Annotated in this window: 22 protein-coding genes; 4 read left to right on the plus strand and 18 right to left on the minus strand. The window is 44.1% G+C overall.

Annotated features, from left to right (window positions below):
* Window positions 1–87: 87 nt before the first annotated feature.
* The 8 genes from hisIE to ACQKFG_RS14860 form a co-directional block, all read right to left on the minus strand.
* The gene (gene hisIE / locus ACQKFG_RS14825; protein ID WP_427560107.1) at window positions 88–744 is read right to left on the minus strand and encodes a bifunctional phosphoribosyl-AMP cyclohydrolase/phosphoribosyl-ATP diphosphatase HisIE; all 657 of its coding nucleotides are present in this window, start codon (window positions 742–744) and stop codon (window positions 88–90) included.
* Window positions 741–1,499 (minus strand): imidazole glycerol phosphate synthase subunit HisF, encoded by a 759-nt coding sequence (gene hisF / locus ACQKFG_RS14830; RefSeq protein ID WP_427560110.1) that lies wholly within the window; start codon window positions 1,497–1,499, stop codon window positions 741–743. The genes hisIE and hisF overlap by 4 nt, the downstream gene beginning before the upstream one ends.
* Window positions 1,500–2,234 carry a 1-(5-phosphoribosyl)-5-[(5-phosphoribosylamino)methylideneamino]imidazole-4-carboxamide isomerase gene (gene hisA / locus ACQKFG_RS14835; protein ID WP_427560113.1) on the minus strand — a complete coding sequence of 245 codons (735 nt, stop codon included), beginning with the start codon at window positions 2,232–2,234 and terminating at the stop codon, window positions 1,500–1,502.
* A complete protein-coding gene (hisH, locus tag ACQKFG_RS14840; protein WP_427560116.1) occupies window positions 2,231–2,863 on the minus strand; it encodes an imidazole glycerol phosphate synthase subunit HisH in 633 nt (210 codons plus the stop codon). Before hisH ends, hisA begins: the two co-directional genes overlap by 4 nt.
* Complete coding sequence (gene hisB / locus ACQKFG_RS14845) at window positions 2,864–3,451, minus strand: imidazoleglycerol-phosphate dehydratase HisB (RefSeq protein ID WP_192207095.1); 588 nt, start codon at window positions 3,449–3,451, stop codon at window positions 2,864–2,866.
* A gap of 94 nt (window positions 3,452–3,545) precedes the next feature.
* A complete protein-coding gene (hisD, locus tag ACQKFG_RS14850) occupies window positions 3,546–4,832 on the minus strand; it encodes a histidinol dehydrogenase (protein WP_427560120.1) in 1,287 nt (428 codons plus the stop codon).
* 26 nt (window positions 4,833–4,858) lie between these two features.
* The gene (gene hisG, locus ACQKFG_RS14855) at window positions 4,859–5,488 is read right to left on the minus strand and encodes an ATP phosphoribosyltransferase (RefSeq protein ID WP_034311625.1); all 630 of its coding nucleotides are present in this window, start codon (window positions 5,486–5,488) and stop codon (window positions 4,859–4,861) included.
* Window positions 5,481–6,665: an ATP phosphoribosyltransferase regulatory subunit gene (locus ACQKFG_RS14860; RefSeq protein WP_192207099.1), complete on the minus strand. Its 1,185-nt coding sequence runs from the start codon at window positions 6,663–6,665 to the stop codon at window positions 5,481–5,483. Before ACQKFG_RS14860 ends, hisG begins: the two co-directional genes overlap by 8 nt.
* 492 nt (window positions 6,666–7,157) lie before the next feature.
* Here ACQKFG_RS14860 and ACQKFG_RS14865 point away from each other — a divergent pair, with 492 nt between their 5' ends.
* The 3 genes from ACQKFG_RS14865 (at window position 7,158) to ACQKFG_RS14875 (ending at window position 9,074) form a co-directional block, all read left to right on the plus strand.
* Window positions 7,158–8,216, plus strand: coding sequence for a processed acidic surface protein (locus tag ACQKFG_RS14865; protein WP_427560124.1), 1,059 nt, complete (start codon window positions 7,158–7,160; stop codon window positions 8,214–8,216).
* A 1-nt stretch (window position 8,217) separates the two neighbouring features.
* Entirely contained in the window at window positions 8,218–8,859 is a 642-nt protein-coding gene (locus tag ACQKFG_RS14870; RefSeq protein WP_427560127.1) for a class D sortase, read from the plus strand.
* Window positions 8,860–8,930: 71 nt separating this feature from the next.
* On the plus strand, window positions 8,931–9,074 hold the full coding sequence (locus ACQKFG_RS14875) for a hypothetical protein (protein ID WP_260286303.1): 144 nt from the start codon (window positions 8,931–8,933) through the stop codon (window positions 9,072–9,074).
* Between the two features lie 36 nt (window positions 9,075–9,110).
* On the opposite strand, the gene ACQKFG_RS14880 is transcribed toward ACQKFG_RS14875, so the two are convergent.
* From ACQKFG_RS14880 to ACQKFG_RS14925, 10 genes are all read right to left on the minus strand, one after another.
* Entirely contained in the window at window positions 9,111–9,629 is a 519-nt protein-coding gene (locus ACQKFG_RS14880) for an acyltransferase (protein WP_192207107.1), read from the minus strand.
* Window positions 9,626–10,294 (minus strand): pyrophosphatase PpaX, encoded by a 669-nt coding sequence (gene ppaX, locus ACQKFG_RS14885; RefSeq protein WP_427560131.1) that lies wholly within the window; start codon window positions 10,292–10,294, stop codon window positions 9,626–9,628. Before ppaX ends, ACQKFG_RS14880 begins: the two co-directional genes overlap by 4 nt.
* Window positions 10,291–11,229, minus strand: coding sequence for a nucleoside recognition domain-containing protein (locus ACQKFG_RS14890; RefSeq protein ID WP_427560134.1), 939 nt, complete (start codon window positions 11,227–11,229; stop codon window positions 10,291–10,293). The genes ppaX and ACQKFG_RS14890 overlap by 4 nt, the downstream gene beginning before the upstream one ends.
* Before the next feature lie 27 nt (window positions 11,230–11,256).
* On the minus strand, window positions 11,257–12,069 hold the full coding sequence (lgt, locus tag ACQKFG_RS14895) for a prolipoprotein diacylglyceryl transferase (RefSeq protein ID WP_427560137.1): 813 nt from the start codon (window positions 12,067–12,069) through the stop codon (window positions 11,257–11,259).
* Between the two features lie 26 nt (window positions 12,070–12,095).
* Window positions 12,096–13,031, minus strand: coding sequence for an HPr(Ser) kinase/phosphatase (hprK, locus tag ACQKFG_RS14900; protein WP_192207115.1), 936 nt, complete (start codon window positions 13,029–13,031; stop codon window positions 12,096–12,098).
* Between the two features lie 512 nt (window positions 13,032–13,543).
* The gene (locus ACQKFG_RS14905; protein ID WP_353872706.1) at window positions 13,544–14,644 is read right to left on the minus strand and encodes a DUF4097 family beta strand repeat-containing protein; all 1,101 of its coding nucleotides are present in this window, start codon (window positions 14,642–14,644) and stop codon (window positions 13,544–13,546) included.
* Window positions 14,645–14,874: 230 nt separating this feature from the next.
* Window positions 14,875–17,754, minus strand: coding sequence for an excinuclease ABC subunit UvrA (gene uvrA / locus ACQKFG_RS14910; protein ID WP_141992807.1), 2,880 nt, complete (start codon window positions 17,752–17,754; stop codon window positions 14,875–14,877).
* A 6-nt stretch (window positions 17,755–17,760) separates the two neighbouring features.
* Window positions 17,761–19,746, minus strand: coding sequence for an excinuclease ABC subunit UvrB (uvrB, locus tag ACQKFG_RS14915; RefSeq protein ID WP_192207121.1), 1,986 nt, complete (start codon window positions 19,744–19,746; stop codon window positions 17,761–17,763).
* Window positions 19,747–19,964: 218 nt separating this feature from the next.
* Window positions 19,965–20,195 (minus strand): CsbA family protein, encoded by a 231-nt coding sequence (locus tag ACQKFG_RS14920; RefSeq protein ID WP_192207123.1) that lies wholly within the window; start codon window positions 20,193–20,195, stop codon window positions 19,965–19,967.
* A gap of 188 nt (window positions 20,196–20,383) precedes the next feature.
* A complete protein-coding gene (locus tag ACQKFG_RS14925; protein ID WP_427560144.1) occupies window positions 20,384–21,991 on the minus strand; it encodes a catalase in 1,608 nt (535 codons plus the stop codon).
* Window positions 21,992–22,248: 257 nt separating this feature from the next.
* On the opposite strand from ACQKFG_RS14925, the gene ACQKFG_RS14930 reads away from it, so the two are divergent.
* On the plus strand, window positions 22,249–24,474 hold the full coding sequence (locus ACQKFG_RS14930) for an MMPL family transporter (RefSeq protein ID WP_427560147.1): 2,226 nt from the start codon (window positions 22,249–22,251) through the stop codon (window positions 24,472–24,474).
* Window positions 24,475–24,527: the final 53 nt, after the last annotated feature.

Below are 24,527 nucleotides of genomic sequence, written 5' to 3' on the forward strand. Positions count from 1 at the left end.
GCCATAAAAAAACTGAAGACAAACTTGATTTTCATCGAGTTTGTCTTCAGTCTGAGCCCTTCAATTCACGGAGGGCGCGATCACCATTCATTCGGTTTCTTTCGGTTCGTCCTTATCGGCATGTCTAGCTTTCAATACATCAAGCACTGCTTGGAAAGGCAACTCCTGCTCCCGAAGAAGAACGAATAAGTGATAGAGGAGATCGGCACTTTCCATTGAAAGTTCCTCTGCATCCCGGTTCTTAGCTGCAATGATCACTTCTGCCGCTTCTTCACCGACTTTTTTCAGGATCTTATCAACGCCCTTATCGAATAAGTAGGTAGTATATGAACCTTCAGGCCTTTCCGATTTTCTTTTTCCAATCAATCTTTCCAATTCCGACAAGAAAGTCACATTCGCCTTCACGTCTTGTCCAGCTTCACTGTTTTGGTAAACCGTTTCACTAAAACAGCTTGTTGCCCCTGTATGGCATGCAGGACCTGCAGGAACGACCCGAACCACCAATGCATCCTGATCACAGTCATACTTCATCTCGATGATTTTCTGGGTATTGCCGCTGGTCGCCCCTTTATGCCATAATTCATTGCGCGAACGGCTGAAGAAGACCGTTTCACCTTTTTCAATCGACAATTGCAGTGATTCTTGGTTCATGTAAGCAAGTGTCAGCACTTCGCCTGTTCCTGCATCTTGAATAATTGCCGGTACCAGGCCTTTTTCGTCGTATTTAATAGTTTCAAGATTCATCGTACAACCACTCCTTGTTGTTTGAGAAACGCTTTGACTTCTTTGACGGATGTTTCCTTATAATGAAAAATCGATGCGGCTAATGCTGCGTCGGCTTTACCTTCTTGGAAGGCTTCCTCGAAATGCTCGGCGTTACCAGCCCCGCCTGAGGCGATGACCGGCACTGAAACGGCTTCAGATACCGCTTTTGTCAAAGCGATATTAAACCCTTTTTTCTCACCGTCACAATCCATGCTTGTCAATAAAATTTCACCTGCACCGCGGGTTACGACCTCTTTTGCCCACTCGACCACTTCCCATTCAGTCGGTTTCCGACCGCCGTGGGTATATACGCGCCATGACCCAAGCTCTTCGTCATATCGGGCGTCCATGGCGACAACGATACATTGGGAACCAAAATAATCAGCACCTTCATTTATTAAATCGGGGCGCAGGATGGCTGCTGTATTCAAGGATACCTTATCGGCACCTGCTCGTAAGATTTTCTTCATATCCGCCAATGAATTAATGCCGCCGCCCACCGTGAACGGGATTGCCAAGCTGCCCGCTACCGCTTGAACGACGTCGACGATCGTTTCCCTGCCTTCATGTGATGCGGAAATATCCAGGAAGACAAGCTCATCGGCACCTTCCTGGTCGTAAAAGGATGCAAGTTCGACCGGATCTCCAGCATCCCTAAGGGACACAAATTGTATACCTTTGACTACGCGCCCATCCTTTACATCGAGACATGGAATAATTCGTTTAGTGAGCATTTAACCACGCACCTTTTCTAGTGCTTCTTCTACAGTAAAGCGATTGGTATAAAGTGCCTTGCCAATGATTGCCCCTGCAATGCCTTGGGCTTCATACTCTTTGAGGGTGACAAGGTCTTCGAGTGAACTAATGCCTCCCGAAGCGATCACGTTTTTACCAGTTGCCTCCGCCATGGCCAATATGCCTTTCACATTCGGACCTGAAAGCATCCCATCCGTCGCAATATCGGTCACGATAAAGGTCTCTGCTCCAGCATCGGCCAGTAATTTGCCAAGATTTATCGCAAGGGTGCCAGAAGTTTGAAGCCAACCATGAGTGGCGACCTTGCCATCCTTCGCATCGATCCCGATTGCGATGTGGCTTCCATATTTTCTGATCATATCTTTAGTGAAATCAGGGTCTGAAACGGCCGCGCTCCCTAAAATGACCCGTTCCACTCCATTATCCAAGTAATGGGCTATATCCCGTTCCGTACGGATACCGCCGCCGATTTGAATGCGGGCCCCTAACTCACTTGCAGCCTTTATTACGTATGAATCATTGATGCGCACTCCCTCTTTGGCTCCGTCAAGGTCGACCATATGTATCCAATCGGCTCCTTGATCCGCAAAGCTTTTAGCCATATCGAAGGGGGAATCGCCATAAACGGTTTCCTGATTGTAATCTCCCTGGATTAAGCGGACGCACTTGCCTCCGCGCATATCAATCGCCGGGTAAATAGTAAAGTTGCTCATGCTTCTTCCTTCCCTTCTACTAGTGACAGATAATTTTTCAAGAGTGACATGCCCATCTTCCCGCTTTTTTCCGGATGGAACTGCATGCCGAAAACATTCCCTTTACCGACGATCGCCGGCACTTCCACATCATACGTCGCCGAAGCGGTAACGAATGATTCATCCGTATCGACGTAGTAAGAATGGACGAAATAAACATGTTCCTCTTCCAGTCCCTCATACACTGGTGACGCCTGTTTAAATTCAAGACGATTCCAGCCCATGTGCGGCACTTTATAAACCTGGTCATCCACATCCACACCTTTGAAACGAACGACTTTACCTGGGATGAGGGATAATCCTTTTGCAGGTCCATTTTCCTCACTTTCATCAAAGAGAAGCTGCATACCAAGGCAGATGCCTAAAAGATAACCTCCATCGGCTACATATTCCTTCAGGAATTCATCAAGCTTTTGTTTTTCCAAGAGACTCATGGCATCCCTGAAAGAGCCCACGCCGGGAAGAATGATCCCATTCGACTTTGAAAGTTCTTTTGGGTCATCGGAAATGAAAGAATCGGCACCAAGGCGCTCCAGCCCTTTACTTACGGAAAATAAATTCCCCATGCCATAATCGACGATCCCGATCATTTACAACATTCCTTTCGTCGATGGGATGCCTTTGACTCGCGGATCGATGGTCGTAGCTTCATCCAATGCACGTCCAAGCGCTTTGAATATCGCTTCGATGATATGGTGTGTGTTGTGTCCGTAATGAACGACTACATGCAGATTCATTCTGGCTTCAAGAGCGAATTTCCAAAGAAACTCGTGCACCAGTTCAGTATCGAAAGTACCGACCTTTTGCGAAGGAAATTCAGCCCGGAACTCCAGATGCGGACGATTGCTTAAGTCGATGACAACCTGGGCGAGTGCTTCATCCATAGGTACGAAGGCATTTCCGTAACGCTTTATCCCGCGCTTGTCTCCCAGGGCCTCCAATAACGTCTGCCCTAAGCAAATGCCAATATCTTCAGTTGTATGATGATCATCCACGTCTGTATCTCCGTTTGCATCTACAGTCAAATCAAACTTCCCGTGTTTGGTGAACAAATCCAGCATATGCGTCATGAACGGAACGCCCGTCTTAATGGAGGAATTACCTTCCCCATCCACACCAAACTTCAAGCTTATTTCCGTTTCATTCGTCTTTCGCTCCACACTAGCAAAACGTTCCATTACAACTCCTCCTAAACGGGGTATGACCCCTTTTCCCAAGATGTAAAAGCATGTCAAAAGTCTTTATATCAGTGATTTCACTTATTTTAATAATTCAGGACTTTTTCCCGGTTTCATTCACACCACGTGATTCAATGGCACGTGCGTGAGCCTCGAGTCCTTCCATCCGGGCAAATGCAGCGATTTTTTCTGCATTTTTGCGGAAGGCCGTTTCACTATACATGATGATGCTCGATTTCTTTTGAAAATCATCCACATTCAACGGGCTGGAAAAACGGGCGGTTCCATTGGTAGGCAACACATGATTGGGACCTGCAAAGTAATCCCCGACGGGCTCCGAACTAAAGCGGCCAATGAAGATTGCCCCGGCATGGCGGATTTTAGCCATAATTTCAAGTGCATCTTTGGCCACAATTTCCAAATGTTCCGGTGCAAGTTCATTAATCGCTTCAACCGCTTCTTCCATATTCCCGCATACAACGATCCGTCCGTAATCCCTTACGGATGCTGCAGCAATATCATGGCGTGGAAGTAACGCCACCTGCTTGGTCACTTCAGCTGCCACTTCTTCCGCAAGAGACGTTGACGTCGTCACCAAAACACTGCATGCCCGGGCATCATGCTCCGCCTGTGATAGCAAGTCTGCCGCAACTTCTGCAGCAATGGCCGATTCATCCGCCAATATCGCTATTTCACTTGGACCTGCTATCATATCAATGGCAACATCCCCGAATACTTCGCGCTTCGCTAACGCCACATAAATATTTCCCGGACCCACTATTTTATCCACTTTCTTCATTGTTTCCGTCCCATAAGCGAGAGCAGCTATGGCCTGGGCCCCGCCAACTTTATAGATTTCCTTAACCCCGGCAATTTTGGCAGCTGCCAAAACCGCTGGCGATAATTTCCCGTCTTTTCCTGGAGGGGAAACCATGACGATCCGTTCCACCCCCGCGGCCTTCGCAGGCAACACATTCATCAATACTGACGAAGGATATGCCGCTGTGCCTCCAGGTACATAAACACCTACAGCATCAAGCGGTGTCAATTTTTGTCCTAGCATCGTTCCTGTATCATCAGTCGTAAACCATGAATTTCGAATTTGTTTCTCGTGAAACATTCGAATGTTCTTTGCAGCTTCTTGAATAATATCAAGCTGCTCAGCAGTCAAGGTCGCCGTCGCTTCTTCCAATTCCTGTTGCGATACAAGTAATTCCCCTGGACTGACACCATCGAAACGTTCGGTATAGGTATGTAAAGCGGTGTTTCCGCTTTTTCTGACATCATAAATAATATCCTGAACCGCTTTTCTTTGATCGGCAGTACCTGCCTCAACCGAGCGTTTCAGTGAAATCCCTTCAGCAAACCGTTCTATTTTCATACCTTCACCTCATTAGCGATTCTTTACTATTCAATAATTTCTGCTAGCCGTTCCACAATTTCGGTAATCCTTGCTTCTTTAATTCGATAGCTGACAGGGTTTGCTACCAGCCTCGAAGTCACATTGGCGATTTTTGCATACTCCACAAGACCGTTTTCCTTCAATGTCCGTCCCGTTGAAACGATATCCACGATTCGTTCAGCTAAACCGATTAACGGTGCTAACTCAATAGACCCATTCAACTTTATAATCTCGACTTGCTCCCCCTGCTCGCGAAAATAACTGGAAGCAACGTTCGGGTATTTACTCGCTATTTTGGGGGCAATGTCACTTATTTTTGTACCAGGCAATCCAGCTACTGCCAAGTAGCAGGCACTGATTTTCAAATCAAGTAACTCATAAACATCACGTTCTTCTTCCAACATGACATCCTTCCCTGCAATTCCAATGTCAGCGACGCCGTGTTCCACATATGTTACGACATCCATCGGTTTTGCTAAAATGAACCGCAGATTCTCCTCTTCCACTTCAAGGATCAATTTCCGGGAATCATCAAACTCGGGAGGGAGACGAAAACCGGCTCTTCTTAACAGCTCTGCCGCTTCTTCAAATATTCTCCCTTTCGGCATGGCAATCGTTAAAAAGCTATTATTCATCTTTTCCATTCCCCCCATTCCCTACGAATAAATGAACTTCAGAAAATGTCCGTGTAAAAGCATCGACATTTTGGACGACCGTAATATCTTGAATCGTTACCAATTTCCCTTCGGAGCGTTTTTTTCTTGCAAATTGTATTGCTTCCGATCTCCGTTCGGGACTGAATAAAATACATTCTGGCGCGACAGGCTGGATCGGCTCCCCAAGAGCTTCTGCAAGGCGATCCACCCGGATTGCAAAACCTGTGGCCGAAGCATTCCAGCCGAATTTCGCAAGCAGATTATCATACCGGCCACCATTGCCGATTGGCGAACCCACTTGTCCGGCATACACTTCAAATAAAGTTCCCGTGTAATAACTCATATGACTGACCAATGTTAAGTCGAAGCTAACATATTGTTCAACGTCAAATTCTTTCAGCTGCGCAGACAATTCCTTCAGTTCAGTCAAAGAATCTTGCCCTTTATTATTTTCAACCAACCCTAGCGCCTTGATCAGGGTTCCTTCACTGCCCCTTAATGAGGTAAATTCGATAAGCCGTTGTTTATCAATGGATGAAAGCGGCAGTGATTTAACATGCTCGCGATAACCGACATAATTTTTTTCATACAAAAACTTCCTTAATATAGAGGCTCTTTCCTCCGTACCTAGAATGCTTAAGAAAAATTCTTGCAGAAATCCGATATGTCCAATGGAAATCTTAAATTCCTGAAGCCCTGCAGCCTTTAAAGCATCCGCAAGCAGGGCAATCATTTCAGCATCGGCACTTATAGACTTATTTCCGATACATTCAATGCCAATCTGTTCGAATTCTGCCGGCCTGCCTCCTTCACGCTGCTGTGCGCGATATACATTCGCGGAATAGGCCAGACGAAGCGGGATTTGCTGTTTTAACAGTTTGGATGCTGCCACCCGTGCAATGGGAGCTGTCATCTCGGGACGGAGTACGAGTGTATGCCCCTGGGAATCAAGAAGTTTAAACAACTGTTGATCCAAGATTGCCGAAGCATCGCCAATTGTTTCATAATATTCCAAAGCAGGCGTTTCAATAAATTGATAGCCCCACTTCTTGATTTCATCACTCATTTTATTTCTTGCCGACACTTTCGTTTCATACAGCACCGGCAATGTATCTCTCATGCCTAACGGTTTTTCAAACATAAATGGCTTTGTCACGACTGCACATCCTTTTGAAATTTTGATTACTATCTATATCCAATCGGTCCGCCTATAGGCAAAAACCGATGTGCCCATTCCTAATTTTGCTTATCCCTTTATCTTTCCAAGGTTTCACACTTAAATCCACATTTCGGATAACATATAAAAATAGTATCAAATTAACTGACATAATAATATAAATAATCACAATAATCGATCAATACACTTTAGTTCGCTAATATGGTAGCAGGTTGAAGTTATTAATAGTTTACCCCTGCCCCCACCTTACGTCAAGGAAAATATGCCTAATCTCATTACTTCAACTACCTTTGCAGTCTTGGATATTCTTCATGATCGGTTTAGGTCCAAACGGAAGGAGTTGTACCTTTTCACCCGAATATTTCTTCCTATTTTTAACCTTTCACTGTTATTAATGTATACCTTTTGGTTTAGCTGTTTTATAATGTTTAGGAGTTTGGTAATATTATATATTTTTAGGGGGATATGGGAATGAAGAAGTATTTTTCGTTTATTGTGGCAGTTATCGTTCTTTTTTCACTGGGTTTAAGCGAAACGAAGAGTTTTGCGGCAACTAAGATCAACCAGGATGAACTTAATGCATACCTTTCCGAAGTTAGAATGACGCAAGAAGAATTGGAAGAGTATTTATCCTATTACGACTTATCATTGAATGAACTGAAATCAGTAGAAGAGTTGCGAGATACATTAGGACCGACCGTCACTCCTAAGACCATAAAGAATCTACTAAAAAAATATGAAATGACAGAAGCGGAACTTACGGAATTATTAATAGAATACGGCGAACTGGAAGAGGGGGATTCAATCATCGATACCTTCCATTTCATTTACGACATTGAGGATATCATCGATTTAGAAATGGATTACGATGAGGAAGAGATGGAATATGATGATGAAGAGATCATCGATTTAATGGATGGTCTATTTACTGAGATCGGCCTTACAGACGAAGAGCTCGACAGGTTCATGAACCACCTTTTGCCTATCGTCGAAGACCCTTCTTTTGAAGCTCGTTTAATGGCGATCTCCGATAGGATGGATCAACTCGAGTATTTTGAAACAATTGATGAATTATCTGCTGAACAAGTGGCAGAATTGCTTTCCATATATAATGATCTTCAAAGCTTGCTGCAAATTCAATTCAAATTCGCCTTAATTCAGGATGGTGTCACGAAAAACCTATCCCTTGAGGCTTTATTCCAACTTAGGGAATTGACGAATGCTAGTTTACTAGTTTCCATTTATGATTTAAACGGCAATTTTTTGCTGGATTTTACATTGACAGGTGAAATGATCGGTTCCGATTTAGTGAAAGAAACCGGTAATGACATTAAACAATCCACTGAGGTCATTTCTAAAGTGGCTGAGGTAAAAAAGGAAAAGCAAAAATCCACAAAACCTGATCATAAAACGGAAAAAGGCGGAGTCCTACCTAAAACGGCTGGTAATTACTTATTCGGCGCTTTAATCGGTTTAGTGTTGATGGGTATCGCTTTCGGATTAATCAGAAAAGCGAGACTCACTAATTAAGATGAGCAAAAATAGGCAATCCAGGCATAAGAAAAAAACGTTACTTATCACTGCTGTTTGCATTTTAACCTTAGGTTTTTATTTTACAACGACAAATGCCTATACGCTGATAAAAGGCTATGCCCTATATAGATGGAATAAATCTGATACAACGGAAGCGACGGCTAAGCTACCCGAACCGAAGTCGGAATCTGATATTCCCGATGGGCTTGAACTATATGAGGAACGACCGGAGACAGGTGATTTGATGGGTGAGCTTTATATTCCAAAAATCGAGGCAACACTTCCAATTTATCACGGAACGGACGAAGATGAACTCGAAAAGGGCGTCGGCCATTATGCGGGATCCGTCCTCCCCGGCGAAAAGGATAATTCCGTTTTATCCGGTCACCGGGATACAATTTTCAGGGATCTAGGTAATGTCGGCGAGGGTGACTTGCTGATTGCCAAGACAGAAGCCGGTACGTTTACATATAAAGTTAGGAAGGTTCGTATCGTTGATGCAGATGACCGTACCGTGATCGTTCCCAAGCCTAAAGCCACACTTACAGTAACAACCTGCTATCCTTTTTCATATATTGGTAGTGCACCGGAACGTTACGTATTGGTTGCCGATTTATTGAAATCGGAGATAGGTAAATGAGATTCGGGGCTGAAGTTGTTCTGCCCCCCTCTTCATAAATCTTTAATAGATGATAGGAGGACAAGCTCAACATGGATGAACAGGCACAGCAAAGGTTTTTTCAAATTTTAAAAGAAACGTATGAAGCAACGGTGGACCAGGAAAATGTATCAATCAACGAAGTGATAGAGCATCTAAAGAATGAACTGACTCCGTTATACCCAAAATGCCATTAAAAAGGACTTGCCACATATATGGGCAAGTCCTTTTTCTCATAAGGAAGTTTGCTGCTCTCTCTCAAGCATTTCCTCTTTGGTATATATGATTTTCATTGGATTTCCCCCGACGAAAGCTCCCTCCGGAACATCCTTATGGACAAGCGTCCCCGCAGAGACAATCGCCCCATTACCAATTGAAAGTCCTGGAAGAATGGTCGAATTGGCTCCAATCAATACTTCATCACCAATGACTACATCTCCTAAACGATATTCATGAATCAAATATTCATGAGCAAGAATCGTCGTATTATAGCCAATGACAGTATTCATCCCAACCGATATTTTTTCCGGAAACATCACATCCGGCATGACCATCAAGGCAAACGAAGTATGCTTTCCTACTTTCATATGTAAAAAAGTCCTGTATAGCCAATTCTTCATGCCCAGAAAAGGGGTATAACGCGCTAGCTGTATCACCACAAAATTCTTTACGACTTTCCAGAATGGAACGGTCTTATATACATGCCATAGTGAATTAGCCCCTTCAACTGGATAGCGGGACGTGCGTCTCATTTTCTAGCCTCCGTGAGTTTTTCAACCTCAACGATATTCAATAAATCCGCCATCTGCTCAAGCATATAATCAGGGTGATAACTTTCCAAGAATTCACGGCCTTTAATGGACCATGAGACCCCCGCCGTTTTTGTACCTGCATTTTTACCGCCCATAATATCATGATAATTGTCGCCAATCATGATCGCTTCTTCAGGAACCGAACCTAGTTGATTTAAAGCTTTTACCAAAGGCTCTGGGTCGGGCTTTGCCTTTTCCACTTCATCCAGTGTGACCACCACTTCAAAGAATTGATCCAGTTTGCTTAAACGCAGGCCCTTTTCGACGACATCACGCTTCTTTGTCGTAACGACTGCCAATTTATAACCGCTCTGCTTCAACGTTTGAACGGTTTCGAACACCCCGTCAAATTGTGTGACAAGCAAATCATGGTTCCTCCAATTATGCTCCCGATAGTAAGCGATCATTTCATCCACTCGTTTTGGATCAATGGAAGAGAAAGTATCGACCAAAGTCGGTCCGATAAATGGAATGATATCTTCCCGATTGAACTTTCCAGGACAAAAGTGGTTTAAAGTTTCCGTAAAAGAGGCGATGATCAATTCATTTGTATTGATCAACGTCCCATCTAGATCGAATAATAATGTAGTTATGTTACTGTTCATATTACAGCTTCCTTTCTCTGTACCCTGTCAGTCCGATTCCATATATACGCAACGGCCATCGTTAAAACAATGGCAGTGAGCAGCCGAATAAGCAACAACGGCAAGACCGGAATCCCCAGCGGAATAAAAATCAGTGTGTCTTCTACAACAGCATGGCAGGCAACTAAAAAGATGAACGCAATCGTCATATCCTTCTTCGAAACATTATCTTCTTTAGCGGCTTGAATCATTACGCCCGCCCCATATGCCAAACCGAGAGTCAGGCCTGTAACGAAAGGCATGGAAGCATTCGGCTTCATCCCCAGGACCTTCATGGAGGGAGCAAGGGCTTTCGAGAAGGCTTCCAGCCATTTTAAATCTTTCATGATTTGAACCGCCACCATGAGCGGAATAACGATGACCGCCAGCTGACCGATTCCTGAAAGGGCCTGGAGAACCCCATGTAAGAGGATTGCACCTGCTCCGTTAAACTCTGCAGCCTCCCCGATAGCCACTCCTTGGGCCATTTCAGATCCGCCCTGCCAGACAAGATTGATGATGATCGCTGATAATAGGGCAAGCCCGATCCGTACTGTTAAGATGATCCACAGCTTGACACCGGTTTTCATCGCCACACCTGACTCGATCAACAAATTATGTGAAAAAGATAGCATTATAGCAATAATAAAAACTTCTTTCACAGTCAAATCAAGTGTTAATATGCCAGCGATTGCCGCGTATAAATTCAGGAAATTCCCTAACACAAGCGGAATTGCCGCATCCCCGGGAAGACCGATGAGATTCATCAAAGGCGCTATCAAGTTAATGATGAATGGCAATACAGGCGTATATTGAAGCACAGTGACGATCAAAGTGACTGGAAATATCACTTTCCCCAAAGACCAAGTAGTATTCAAGCCTGAAAGAAGTCCCTTTTTAATCGAATTTACTATCACTATGCCCTCTCCCTTTACACAAATTCCCTATGCATCTAAATATCGTTTGTTTGCATGCCCGCGGACCCTTCTATAGACAACTAAAGCAATGGCTACAACCACCAACACAATCGAGATCACTTGTGCGATACGCAGCGATTCCGTCAGCATCAAACTATCCGTCCGCAATCCTTCAATGTAAAAACGGCCGATGGAATACCATATTACATAGGTTAAAAATAGTTCCCCCCTGCGCAAGTTCACTTTCCGTAAACTTAAGAGGATAATGACACCGGCGATATTCCAAATCGATTCATACAAAAAGGTCGGGTGATAATACGCACCGTTTATGTACATTTGATTGATGATGAATTCAGGCAAATGCATATTTTCCAGGAATGATCTTGTTATTTCTCCACCATGTGCTTCCTGATTCATGAAATTACCCCAACGGCCAATCGCCTGCCCCAACAATAAGCTCGGTGCAGCAATATCAGCCAGCTTCCAGAATGAGACTTTCTTGACCTTGGCAAAGACTACCGCAGTCAGCACAGATCCAATCAAAGCACCATGTATGGCAATTCCGCCATTCCATATTTTTATGATATCCCCCGGGTTTTGTGAATAGTACTCCCATTGGAAGATCACATAATATATACGGGCACTAATGATCGCGATCGGGACAGCAAACAAAATCATATCCGTAAATATTTCCTTATCAAGACCTCTCCGCTCAGATTCCCTCAAAGCGATAATAAGACCCAATAACACACCGAAACCGATGATCAGTCCATACCAATGTACCTGGATGGGGCCTAGATCTATCGCGATTGGATTCAGCGGCTGTATTCCTTGTTCCATTTTGTCCCCTCTTTTCCTATAAGCTTTTAAAATTCATCATGTTCCGGATCTGCAATGGCATGGTTCAAGCGATCTGAAAACTGTTCCGCAGCATTTACTCCCATTCGTTTCAGGCGGTAATTCATGGCTGCCACTTCAATGATAACAGCTAAATTTCGCCCTGGTCGGACAGGTACGGTAATTTTCGTCACTTCCGTATCGATGATTTTCATTTTTTCTTCATCAAGACCAACCCGGTCATACTGCTTGTTTTTTTCCCATAGTTCCAGATTGATGACGATTGAGATCTTTTTGTTGCTCCGGACTGCACCAGCTCCAAAAAGTGTCATTACATTAATGATTCCCAACCCTCTTATTTCAAGAAGATGCTCGATTAAATCCGGGGCATTCCCTACTAGCGTATCTTGGTCTTCCTGCCTGATTTCGACGCAGTCATCGGCTACGAGACGATGGCCCCGTTTCACCAATTCCAGGGCTGTCTCACTTTTACCGACTCCGCTTTTCCCGGTGATCAACACCCCTAACCCATAGATATCCACCAATACACCATGAACAGCAGTAGTTGGTGCCAACCTGCTTTCAAGGAAATTGGTCAGACGGCTGTATAACCTTGTTGTCTTCATATTAGATCTCATCACAGGAACGGATTCCCGCTCAGAAGCTTCGATCAATTCTATCGGCACTTCCTGACCACGCGTAATGATGATGCCTGGAGTAAAGTCCCTGCACAACTCTTCCATCCTCTGTATTCGCTCCGGTTCATTCAACCGATTAAAAAAGGACATCTCCGTCATACCTAAAAGCTGTACTCGATCCGCGGGATAATAATCAAAAAAACCGGCTATTTCAAGTCCGGGACGAGATAAATCACTCGTGACTATTGGTCGGTTAATTCCTTCTTCCCCACTGATAAGTTCTAGACCGAACGCGTCTACTATATCCTTTGTACGGACTTTTGCCATATATCTTTCCTCCTTTTGGAGCGTTGCTATTTTTCGAGATACTTTTTCTATTTTAGCATTTTTCTGTTAATAACCAAACAAAGCATTATCGATTTATGGTTTTTTTATTCACTGCACCCGGATGATGAAAGCGGGCAGGTCCCCGTGAACAGGAAAGAGATGAGATGAAACTGCAGAATACTAAGAAAGCCCGCCTGTTTAAATTGGCGGGCTCACTTTGTAGAAAAATGGTTCAGAAAACATATCTTTCATCAAATGTTGTTCCCGAACCTCCTCCAAGCAACACATGGTTTCTATCAAAATTTAACAACAAAGTTGATTGAAGCAGGTGTGCGAGGCTCCTGCGGGAAAAGCGCATCCAGAAGAGCTCCCCGCAGGCGGAAAGCGAGTGCCGGGAGTGGAAATCAACATCCAAATTGTACAAGCCATAAAAAAATGTAGCCAAGCTCGATTTTCACCGAGTTTGGCTACATTCTGGGCCCGCCAGTTATATCCGCGGGCTTTCTTTTTCTTCAGGAGACCGTTATCGCTGCAGTCTTGGTTTCTGCAAAAACATGAAGCACAGGAACTTCTTCCTTAACGGTCTTAAACTTAAGGACCTTCTGAACCACATCACTTTTCTCTTCGATGATGGTCATCCCTTCCAAAGTTACATTAAAGCTTCCTAAATTTGATTTCAACTCTCCTTCGATCGCCTTCCCTGGCGGCAGGGTCAGCTGGACTTTTCCAGTGATTGACTTAGCATGGATCGAATCGCAATCCATCCCTGAATTCGTACAGATGATTTCCCCATTGAAAGTTTGGACATCCAATTTCTTGAAGTATCCATCGGCATTAATCGCTCCATTCAAGGTCTCGGCTTCCAAATCATTAAAGTTGGTATCCGCAATGGTGATCATCCCGTTAGCTGTTTCAAGCTCACACGAATCACCCGTACCCTGCATGATATGAATGGCACCATTCGCCGTCTTCGCTTTAAGGTTCTCTGATTTCAATGATTCAGTCGTGATTGCGCCATTGAACATCCTTATATGGATATCCTCATATTCCTTCCTTGGAATGTACATGATCGTATCAACCTTTATGGATTTTTCACGAACCTTGAACCTCAATTTTCCATTTTCAATCGTGAAATCGACTTCTTCCAAAAAGTTCTTCCTGGCTTCTTCTATATCTTCCACACGATATACCTTAGCTTCGCATTCAACCCGGACATCATTATGGTCCCATGCGGCGATTTTTATTTTTCCATTTGCTATATCCACATCAACTTCATTCAGGAAATCATGGTCATGCTGGAAAATATGACTGACCTCCACAGATTTTCCAAAATTGAAATCAAGGTCCGTTTCTTTGATTTTCTTAAAAGCACTTTCAACGAAATCAATAATCTTTTCTTTCGATGACTGGATATTCTTCTTAAACGTATCCTGAGTGCTTCCCTCGCTTTTCTTATCCACGACTACCGTCGATAATTCATTTTGCAATTTCTGCTCTTTAGCTTCACTTTCCTGACTGGCTTTATCTAATTCTTCCAATAAGCCCATGGCTTCTTCCGCTGATAACTTTCCATCCTGAATCATTTCCAATATTTTTTTTCTTTCCTCCTGCATGAACATTCCTCGCTTTCTTCTTTCATTTTATTCATACATACGCCCAGATATCTAAAAAGTTTCATAAATACCATTTTTCCCATCATTCGACAAAGGGAAATGACAATTTCCTAAAAGGATGATGTGTGATTTCCCCGGAAATATCTTGTTTTCCTATTCTTTAATCAAATGATTGATTAAATGCACACCGTCATTTTTCTACAAAAAAACAAGCCGGTTGGCTTGTTCTTTTATGCATGTTCATGCTGAGTTTCTTTTTCTTCTATCCAATTTTCCATGCGAATTTGATCACGGGTAAGTACAGGTTTTAAGTATTTTCCCGTATATGATTCGGAAACCTCACATATTTTTTCAGGAGTTCCATAAGTGACGATCGTACCGCCCTTATCTCCGCCTTCCGGACCCAGGTCAATAATATGGTCCGCCGTCTTGATGACATCCAGATTATGCTCGATCACCAAAACTGTATCCCCATTGTCAACCAGCCGCTGCAGAACCTGGAGCAGCCTTGCTATATCGTGGACATGAAGTCCGGTAGTTGGTTCATCCAAGATATAAAAGGAGCGACCAGTGGAACGGCGATGCAATTCTGAAGCAAGTTTCACCCTTTGCGCTTCACCGCCTGATAAAGTGGTAGCAGGCTGCCCTAGCTTGATATAACCCAAACCAACATCATAAATCGTTTGTAGCTTCCGTTTGATTTTTGGGATATTTTCAAAGAAGCTAACGCCTTCCTCAACTGTCATATCGAGGATGTCGGAAATGTTTTTCCCTTTATATTTCACTTCAAGGGTTTCCCGATTATAACGTTTCCCATGACAGATTTCACATGGGACATAGACATCTGGAAGAAAATGCATTTCAATCTTGATAATGCCATCACCACGGCATGCTTCACAGCGTCCGCCCTTCACATTGAAACTGAACCTTCCTTTTTTATAACCGCGGATCTTCGCTTCATTAGTCGAGGCAAATACGTCACGAACATCATCGAATACACCCGTATAGGTAGCCGGATTCGATCGTGGGGTTCTGCCGATCGGTGATTGATCGATATCAATGACTTTATCTAAATGCTCAATTCCCTTGATCTCACGGAAATCTCCTGGTCTGGCTTTTGCCCGATTCAGCTTCTGAGCCAACGATTTATGGAGGATCTCATTCACTAATGTACTTTTCCCTGATCCAGAGACTCCTGTAACGGCTGTAAAGACCCCAAGCGGGAATTTCACATTAACGTTTTTCAAATTATTTTCCTTGGCACCTTTTATCTCAATGACACGGCCATCATTTTTCCGGCGTTCCAATGGCAGTGGAATGAATTTCTTCCCTGCTAAATATTGGCCCGTTAAGGATTTAGGGTTATTCATGACCTCTTCCGGAGTACCAGCGGCCACTATTTCCCCTCCATGCGCTCCTGCTCCAGGACCAACATCGATCAAATAGTCCGCAGCAATCATCGTATCTTCATCATGCTCGACAACAATCAGGGTGTTCCCGATTTCGCGCATATTCTTCAATGTTTCGATCAATCGATCGTTATCCCTCTGATGCAGCCCTATTGAAGGTTCATCCAAAATATAGAGTACTCCCGTCAATCGGGAACCGATCTGCGTAGCCAATCGTATACGCTGCGCCTCACCGCCTGATAATGTTCCCGCTGCCCTGCTCAACGTCAAATATTCCAAACCTACATTAGCCAGGAAACCGAGCCGCTCTCGAATTTCACGTAGAATCAATCTCGCAATTGCCGCTTCCTTTTCAGTCAAATCAAGCTCATCGAAAAATACTAACGCATCTTCCACTGATAAAGCTGTCGTTTCACTTATATGGACCCCTTGAATGAGGACGGAAAGACTCTCTTTTTTTAATCGATGACCCTTACAGGTCGGACAGTGATGTTCTGACATATATTTCTGCATTTGCTCACGAATATAGTCTGAACTCGTCTCCTTGAAGCGCCTTTCGATGTTTCTTAAAACTCCTTCAAAAGGAATATATCCTTCTTGCACTCTTCCAAAATCATTTTTATAACGGAAATATATCTTATCTTTACCTGAACCAAGCAAGACCTTATCCATCTTCTCTTCCGGTAAATCTTTAACGGGCACATCCATATCTATCCCATAATGGTTGGCTACCGCTTCAAGCAGCTGCGGATAATATTGAGAACTCGTCGGCTCCCATGGCGCAATCGCATGTTGGCGGAGGCTTAATTCGTTATTCGGGATGACCAGATCACGGTCCACCTCAAGCCTCGCCCCCAAGCCATCACAATCCGGGCATGCTCCAAACGGGCTATTGAAGGAGAACATTCTCGGCTCTAACTCTTCAATCGAAAATCCGCAGTATGGACAAGCATGATGCTCACTGAACAGCAGCTCTTCCTCACCCATGACGTCAATGATGACTTTGCCTTCGCCAAGCTGCAAAGCACTTTCCAATGAATCCGCGAGCCGCGCCATGATACCCTCTTTAATGACGATCCGGTCTATGATGACTTCAATTGAATGCTTTTTATTTTTTTCGAGAGTGATCTCCTCGCTGAGATCATGCATTTCCCCATTCACACGAATGCGGACATATCCTTGTTTCTTAACTTCCTCCAAGACTTTTGCATGTGTCCCTTTTCTGCCCGAGACAAGCGGTGCCAATACCTGAAGCTTGGTTCGCTCAGGGTAATCAAGAATGCGGTCCACCATTTGCTCAATCGTTTGTGAGGTGATTTCAATATTATGGATCGGACAGGTCGGCCTGCCGACCCGTGCAAATAACAGCCTTAAATAATCATAGATCTCCGTAACAGTCCCTACGGTTGAACGAGGATTTCGACTGGTCGTTTTCTGGTCTATGGAAATGGCTGGTGACAAACCTTCGATCGCATCGACATCCGGTTTATCCACTTGGCCTAAAAATTGACGAGCATAAGCGGACAGTGATTCTACATAACGTCTTTGCCCTTCTGCATAAATCGTATCAAAAGCCAAGGAAGACTTCCCAGATCCGGATAATCCGGTCAGTACGACAAGTTTGTCTCTCGGTATCGTGATATCAATATTCTTTAAATTGTTGGCCCTGGCGCCTTTTATCACAATTTTATCCATTGCCATGTTTCGTCACCCTTCCGCTTTCAACTCTAGTAATAAATCACGCAGCTCGGCAGCTCGCTCGAAATCCAGTGCCTTTGCCGCTTCCTTCATTTCTTTTTCCATGCTCTCCATCACTTTTAAACGCTCTTTTTTAGGGAGCTTCGCGAGGCTTGGCGCAAGGTCTTCTTTATACTCTTCGCCTTCTTCGGCTACATGTGTCGCCCTTATGGAGTCACGGATATCCTTTTGAATGGTTTGAGGCATTATTCCATGCTCTTTATTATAATCTTCCTGGATTTCACGGCGCCGCCTCGTTTCATTGATGGCAAGTTCCATCGAATTCGTGATGCGGTCTGCATACATGATGACGTGACCGTTGGCATTACGGGCTGCACGGCCCATCGTTTGAATAAGCGAACGTTCCGAGCGAAGGAACCCTTCCTTATCGGCATCCAGAATGGTCACCAACGACACTTCTGGTATATCCAGGCCTTCCCTTAAAAGGTTGATTCCAACGAGTACATCATATTTGCCCATTCGAAGTTCCCGGATGATTTCTATCCTTTCCAAGGTCTTAACTTCCGAATGAAGATATTGGACCTTGATGCCGATTTCCTTTAAATAATCAGTTAAATCCTCAGACATCTTTTTCGTCAAGGTCGTAATGAGCACACGCTCGTTCTTTTTGACGCGCTCCTGTATTTCACCGATCAAGTCATCTATCTGCCCTTCAATCGGCCGCACTTCCACCGTCGGATCCAGCAATCCGGTAGGACGGATGATCTGCTGAACCATTTCTGGCGTATGTTCGAGTTCATATGGTCCCGGAGTTGCCGAAACGAATATGGATTGATGTACCTTTTTTTCAAATTCCTCAAATCTTAGCGGGCGGTTATCTTTTGCAGAAGGCAGACGGAAGCCATGATCGACGAGCACTTGCTTCCGCGCCTGATCTCCATTGAACATTCCGCGGACTTGCGAAAGGGTTACGTGTGATTCATCCACGACCAATAGGAAGTCCTCTGGAAAGTAATCCATTAAAGTGTATGGTGTCGCACCTGGGGGACGAAGGGTTAAATGGCGGGAATAGTTCTCGATCCCTGAACAAAAGCCCATTTCCCGCATCATTTCCAAATCATAACGGGTCCGCTGCTCCAAGCGCTGTGCTTCAAGGAGTTTTTCATCTTCCCTTAATTCCTTCAATCGCTCTTCCAGTTCCGTTTCGATATTTTGAATGGCTATCCGCATTTTCTCTTCGCGGGTTACGAAGTGGGAAGCCGGGAAAATGGCGATATGTTCCCGTTCACCAGTAATTTCACCAGTCAGGGCATCAACTTCACGGATGCGGTCAATCTCATCTCCGAAAAACTCGACCCGTACGCAATGTTCATCACGTGAAGCCGGGAAAATTTCGACCACGTCGCCGCGAACGCGGAAGGTCCCCCGTTGGAAAGCAATATCATTCCTCTCATATTGAATATCCACGAGTCTGTGCAGCAAGGCATTCCGGTCTATCTCCATGCCTGTCCGGAGGGAAACGACCATCTCCCGGTACTCTTCAGGGGAACCGAGTCCATATATGCACGAAACGCTGGCAATGATGATGACATCTTTCCTTTCGAACAAAGATGAGGTTGCCGAGTGACGCAGTTTATCGATTTCATCATTGATGCTTGCATCTTTTTCGATGAATGTATCCGTGGATGGAACATAAGCCTCTGGCTGGTAGTAATCATAATAGCTAACGAAGTATTCAACGGCATTATTAGGGAAGAACTCTTTGAACTCACTGTAAAGCTGCCCTGCCAACGTTTTATTGTGGGCAATGACAAGAGTCGGTTTATTGATTTTTTGAATCACATTGGAAACGGTGAACGTTTTCCCTGTCCCCGTCGCCCCCAATAACGTCTGCATTTCCTTGCCTTCCTTAATCCCTTCGACCAGCATTTCAATCGCTGCCGGTTGATCTCCTTGAGGAGAGTATTTTGAGACTAACTCAAACTTATCCTTCACCAAGCATAGCCTCCTATTGAAATATTTTTATATGAAAACGGGACATGCCTATATCCCTTCTATTTATTCCGGTTTAATAAAGCATATATACACATTCTACCACATTAGCCTTAAAACAAACCAGCAATAAGCGAACATCCATTCTATTTTTGTTTTATGGACTTCATGATGTGTTGAGGGGAATGACATGTTTGAGTACAAAAAAAGCACCTTTAGTGTCAGGCGCTCTTGGATGTACGTTTCATCATTCTTTTTGATAACCAAAATCCCACTGTCAGGGATAAGGCATCCACGATGATCAATAAGTTTGTATGCGTATAACCTTTATATGCGGAAGCTGTAATCAAGGCAACAGTTAAAACAAGACCCACAACATTGTTATAGGTGACTCTTGAAAATAGCATGACAAGTAGACAAGGAAGGAAAAGGGCAGAAAGAAGTTTAATCATTTTTTCATCTCCTTTATAAGAGAAAAATAGAGTAGTTTCAGTTTAAATGATTATCAAGTTTTTTGCCAATCAATTTCCTACTTGATTTTCAAGCATCATCAGAAGAGCATTCCATACATCCTCCAATTATGCCCATAAAAAAAAGAGGCAAACCCCTTTAAAGGGAAGTTTGCTTCTTTTCAGCACAATCAATATGGATCCGCTTCATGTCCTTTTCTAACGGCGTCCTCAGGGTTATCCGTCCCGCCCAGAGGTTTTGAAGAGTTTGTATGTTCAGAAGCCGCGGCCAGTCCCTCTTTCAATCTGCGGCCATACTCCTCATCGGCCTCTTCGGCAAGAGCTATCATTTTTTCCTGAATGCGCTTGTCGGCAGGAGCCAATGCCGCCACTAAATTGGAAATTAAATCGTCTTTTTCCCAATCCTCGAATTCACGGAATGTTTCACCAGCCTGTTTCGTATTGTTTTGGCGATCGATTGTCTCACGAACAAGTTTCCCTTCCACCATAGGTGTATACTCCTTGCCCGTCTGCTTGGCTTCCTTCAAGCCGCCGACAGTTGATGGTTCGTAGTTGATGTGGGGGCTTTGGCTGCCTCTGCCAACTTCAAATTGCATCTGTCCGCCAGTCTGATTCGTGGCAGTTGGTTTCTTTGGCGCATTAATCGGCAATTGCAGATAATTAGCACCAACACGGTGACGCTGTGTATCGGAATAAGAGAATGTACGGCCCTGTAACATCTTGTCATCAGAAAAGTCCAGTCCATCCACTAGGACACCGGTGCCGAAAGCAGCCTGTTCGACCTCAGTGAAATAGTCTTCAGGGTTTTTATTCAAAACCATCGTACCGACATGGAGCCATGGGAACTCATCTTTCGGCCAGATTTTCGTATCATCCAGCGGATCAAAATCCAACTCAGGATGATCATCATCACTCATGATCTGTACGTTGAGATCCCATTCAGGATAGTCCCCGCGTTCAATCGCTTCATATAGATCCTGTGTGGCATGATTGAAATTCGTAGCTTGAATTTCATTTGCCTCTTGCTGTGTCAGGTTCTTGATCCCTTGTTTCGGTTCCCAATGATACTTGACAAGCACCGCTTTCCCTTCCTCATCCACCCATTTATAAGTATTGACCCCTGACCCTTGCATCATGCGGTAGTTAGCTGGAATGCCCCATGGGGAGAACACAAAGGTAATCATATGGAATGTTTCAGGTGAGCTCGAGCAAAAATCGAAAATCCTCCTGCCGTCCTGAATGTTCGTGACCGGATCGGGTTTGAAGGCATGAATCAAATCCGGGAATTTCATGGCATCACGGATAAAGAAAATTTTCAGGTTATTGCCTACAAGATCCCAGTTTCCATCCTCCGTATAAAATTTAACGGCAAATCCCCTGGGATCACGTAACGTTTCCGGGGACGTCCCTCCATGAATAACAGATGAGAATCTCACGAATACCGGGGTTTTTTTACCTTCTTCCTGAAAAACCTTCGCTCTCGTATATTTTGAAATAGGCTCGTCCCCCGCTTTACCGGTCGGAACGAAATAACCATGTGCACCTGCACCACGGGCGTGCACCACCCGTTCAGGGATACGCTCCCTATCGAAGTGGCTGATCTTTTCCAGGAAATCATAGTTCTCAAGTGTACTAGGTCCTCTGTTTCCCACAGTTCTAAGACTCTGGTTATTCGTTACCGGGTGCCCTTGCCTGTTCGTTAATGTTTCTTTCGATTCATCATTTGTTTTTTTGGATTTATCGGACAAAAATATCCCTCCTCTGTTAATAAAAGCCATAATACTAACATACTTTCCCCTATTCCCTATATTTCACTCTTCAATCTTCAAATTTAATTGAAGTTATTTCAATTTCCCCTATATATCGCTGACCATATGTTTATGCATTAAACAACTGGTGTAAATCATATAATGATATGAAAGCTTTGATGCATTTAGTAGAAACATGGAGGTAGCATACCCATTTTTGTATATGACAGCAGCGCTCCATTATAATGAACTAAGGATAAAAAATCTTAAAAAACGGGGTGCCTTCATTGGACGAATCAATATTAGGAAGACTTGGCAGGACGATGACTGGAAAAACCGGTCGTTGGGTTGTCATTGCTGTATGGATAATTGCAGCAATCGCATTAACCTTCACATTGCCTGCCGTTAATGATCGAACAGCAAATAATACCGCAGACTTGCCCGAAGACTCACCTTCTGTCGTGGCCGATGAACTTATTAAAGAAGAGTTTCCAACATCCTCTGGATTACCTGCCCTCCTTACATGGCATCGGGAAAGTGGACTGACGGAGGCCGACTTGGCTGAAATCCAGTACCTTTCCAAAGAACTGACAGATAACCCATTGACACAGCAATCCTTTTTACCGCCGCTTCATGAAACTCCGTTGCCTGCTCTTCAAGGATCGGTTTCGGAAGATGGAACGACTTTTGTACAGCCACTTTTCTTTAAAGAAAAGACCGAGACAGAAATTCTCGAAAAAAATCTTGAAAGCATTAATGAAGCTGTATCGGAACGCATTGGATCGGACCCATTCAAGGTCCCGACAGATTCAGGTGAACTATCCCTTCGAGTAACAGGCCCTGTAGGGATATCCGTCGATGCAACGGGTTTATTTTCAGGTGCTGATTTCAAATTGCTGTTAGCGACAGTAATACTTGTACTTGTCGTGTTATTACTCATTTACCGCTCTCCTCTTTTAGCCATCATTCCTCTAATCGGAGTGGGCTTCGCCTATATCGTCACGAGCCCGATTCTAGGATTCATGGCAGATCATGGTTGGATTACAGTCGATTCACAGGCAATTTCAATCATGACCGTATTATTATTCGGTGCCGGAACGGATTATTGTCTATTTTTAATTTCTCACTACAGAAGTGAATTAAGGAATCATGAAAGCAAACGGAAAGCCATGATCGCCGCATTTAAAGATTCATCAGGCGCCATTGCGATGAGCGGCCTTACGATCGTCATCTCCCTGCTAACATTGCTTGTAGCCAAATACGGAGCCTACCACCGTTTCGCTGTACCATTCAGCTTGTCCATTTTTATCATGATGCTGGCAGCTTTAACACTTGTACCGGCATTGCTTTCTGTATTCGGAAGGGCTTCCTTCTTCCCGATCGTTCCGCGTACACCTGAAATGGAAGAAGCACGGGCTAAGAAAAAGGGAAAAGCCGTCAAAAAGCATAAAGAAGGCCGCATAGGTAAATGGATTGGTCATATCGTCACGACCAGGCCATGGACTGTCATTCTTACATGCCTGATCGTCTTCAGTGTTTTAGCTGGATATTCTTCACAAATAAAATATTCATATGATATTCTCTCTTCCTTCCCTGAAGATATGAACTCCCGTGAAGGCTATTCTGTCATTTCCGACTCGTATTCACCGGGCGAACTGGCACCAGCCACAGTGGTTATCGATACGGATGGTGAAGATGTCGATTTAGCGCCGGCATTAGAAGAGATGAATATCGTTGAAAGTGTTGCCGATCCAGTCACAAGTAAATCCAATAAAGATCTGCAATCCTATGAGGTCACATTCAACTTGAACCCATATGCTATCGAGGCCATTGATTCCATTCCTGAAATCCGCAAAATGGCGGAGCGAGAATTGAAGGCCGCCAATATATCTTCCGTTGATGAAAAGGTTTGGATTGGCGGGCAAACTGCGACTCAATTCGATAAAAGGGATACTGTAAAATCCGATGAATTCATGATCATCCCGATCATCATCGTCCTGATTTCCTTGCTCCTCTTAGTCTACTTGCGATCTGTGACAGCCATGGTGTATTTAATGGGAACAGTCATTCTCTCATTCTTTGCAGCAATGGGCTTAGGTTGGATAATCCTGCACCATTTCATGGGTGTCGATGCCATAGAGGGTACCATTCCGCTCTATTCTTTCGTATTCCTGGTTGCACTTGGCGAGGATTATAACATTTTCATGGTTTCAAGCATTTGGCGTAAGAAAGAAACAATGCCAATCAAGCAGGCCATTCGAAAAGGCGTTGCCGAAACTAGTGGTGTCATCACTTCCGCCGGAATAATCTTGGCAGCCACTTTTTCCGTTCTAGCCACACTTCCTATTCAAGTATTGGTTCAATTCGGTCTCATTACTGCACTTGGTGTGTTAATGGACACATTCATTGTGCGCCCGTTCCTTGTTCCTGCAATCACCGCCCTACTTGGCCGACTTGCTTTTTGGCCGAGTAAAGTGACCACTCAAGAAGAGAAAGAACATGCCAATCACTAAAGGTGCCAGCTTTACTCTCCTTGGATAAGCAAAAACCCTGTGCACGATAAATG

This window comes from Peribacillus sp. NPDC076916 (genome assembly GCF_050269675.1).
Taxonomy (GTDB): domain Bacteria; phylum Bacillota; class Bacilli; order Bacillales; family DSM-1321; genus Peribacillus; species Peribacillus aracenensis.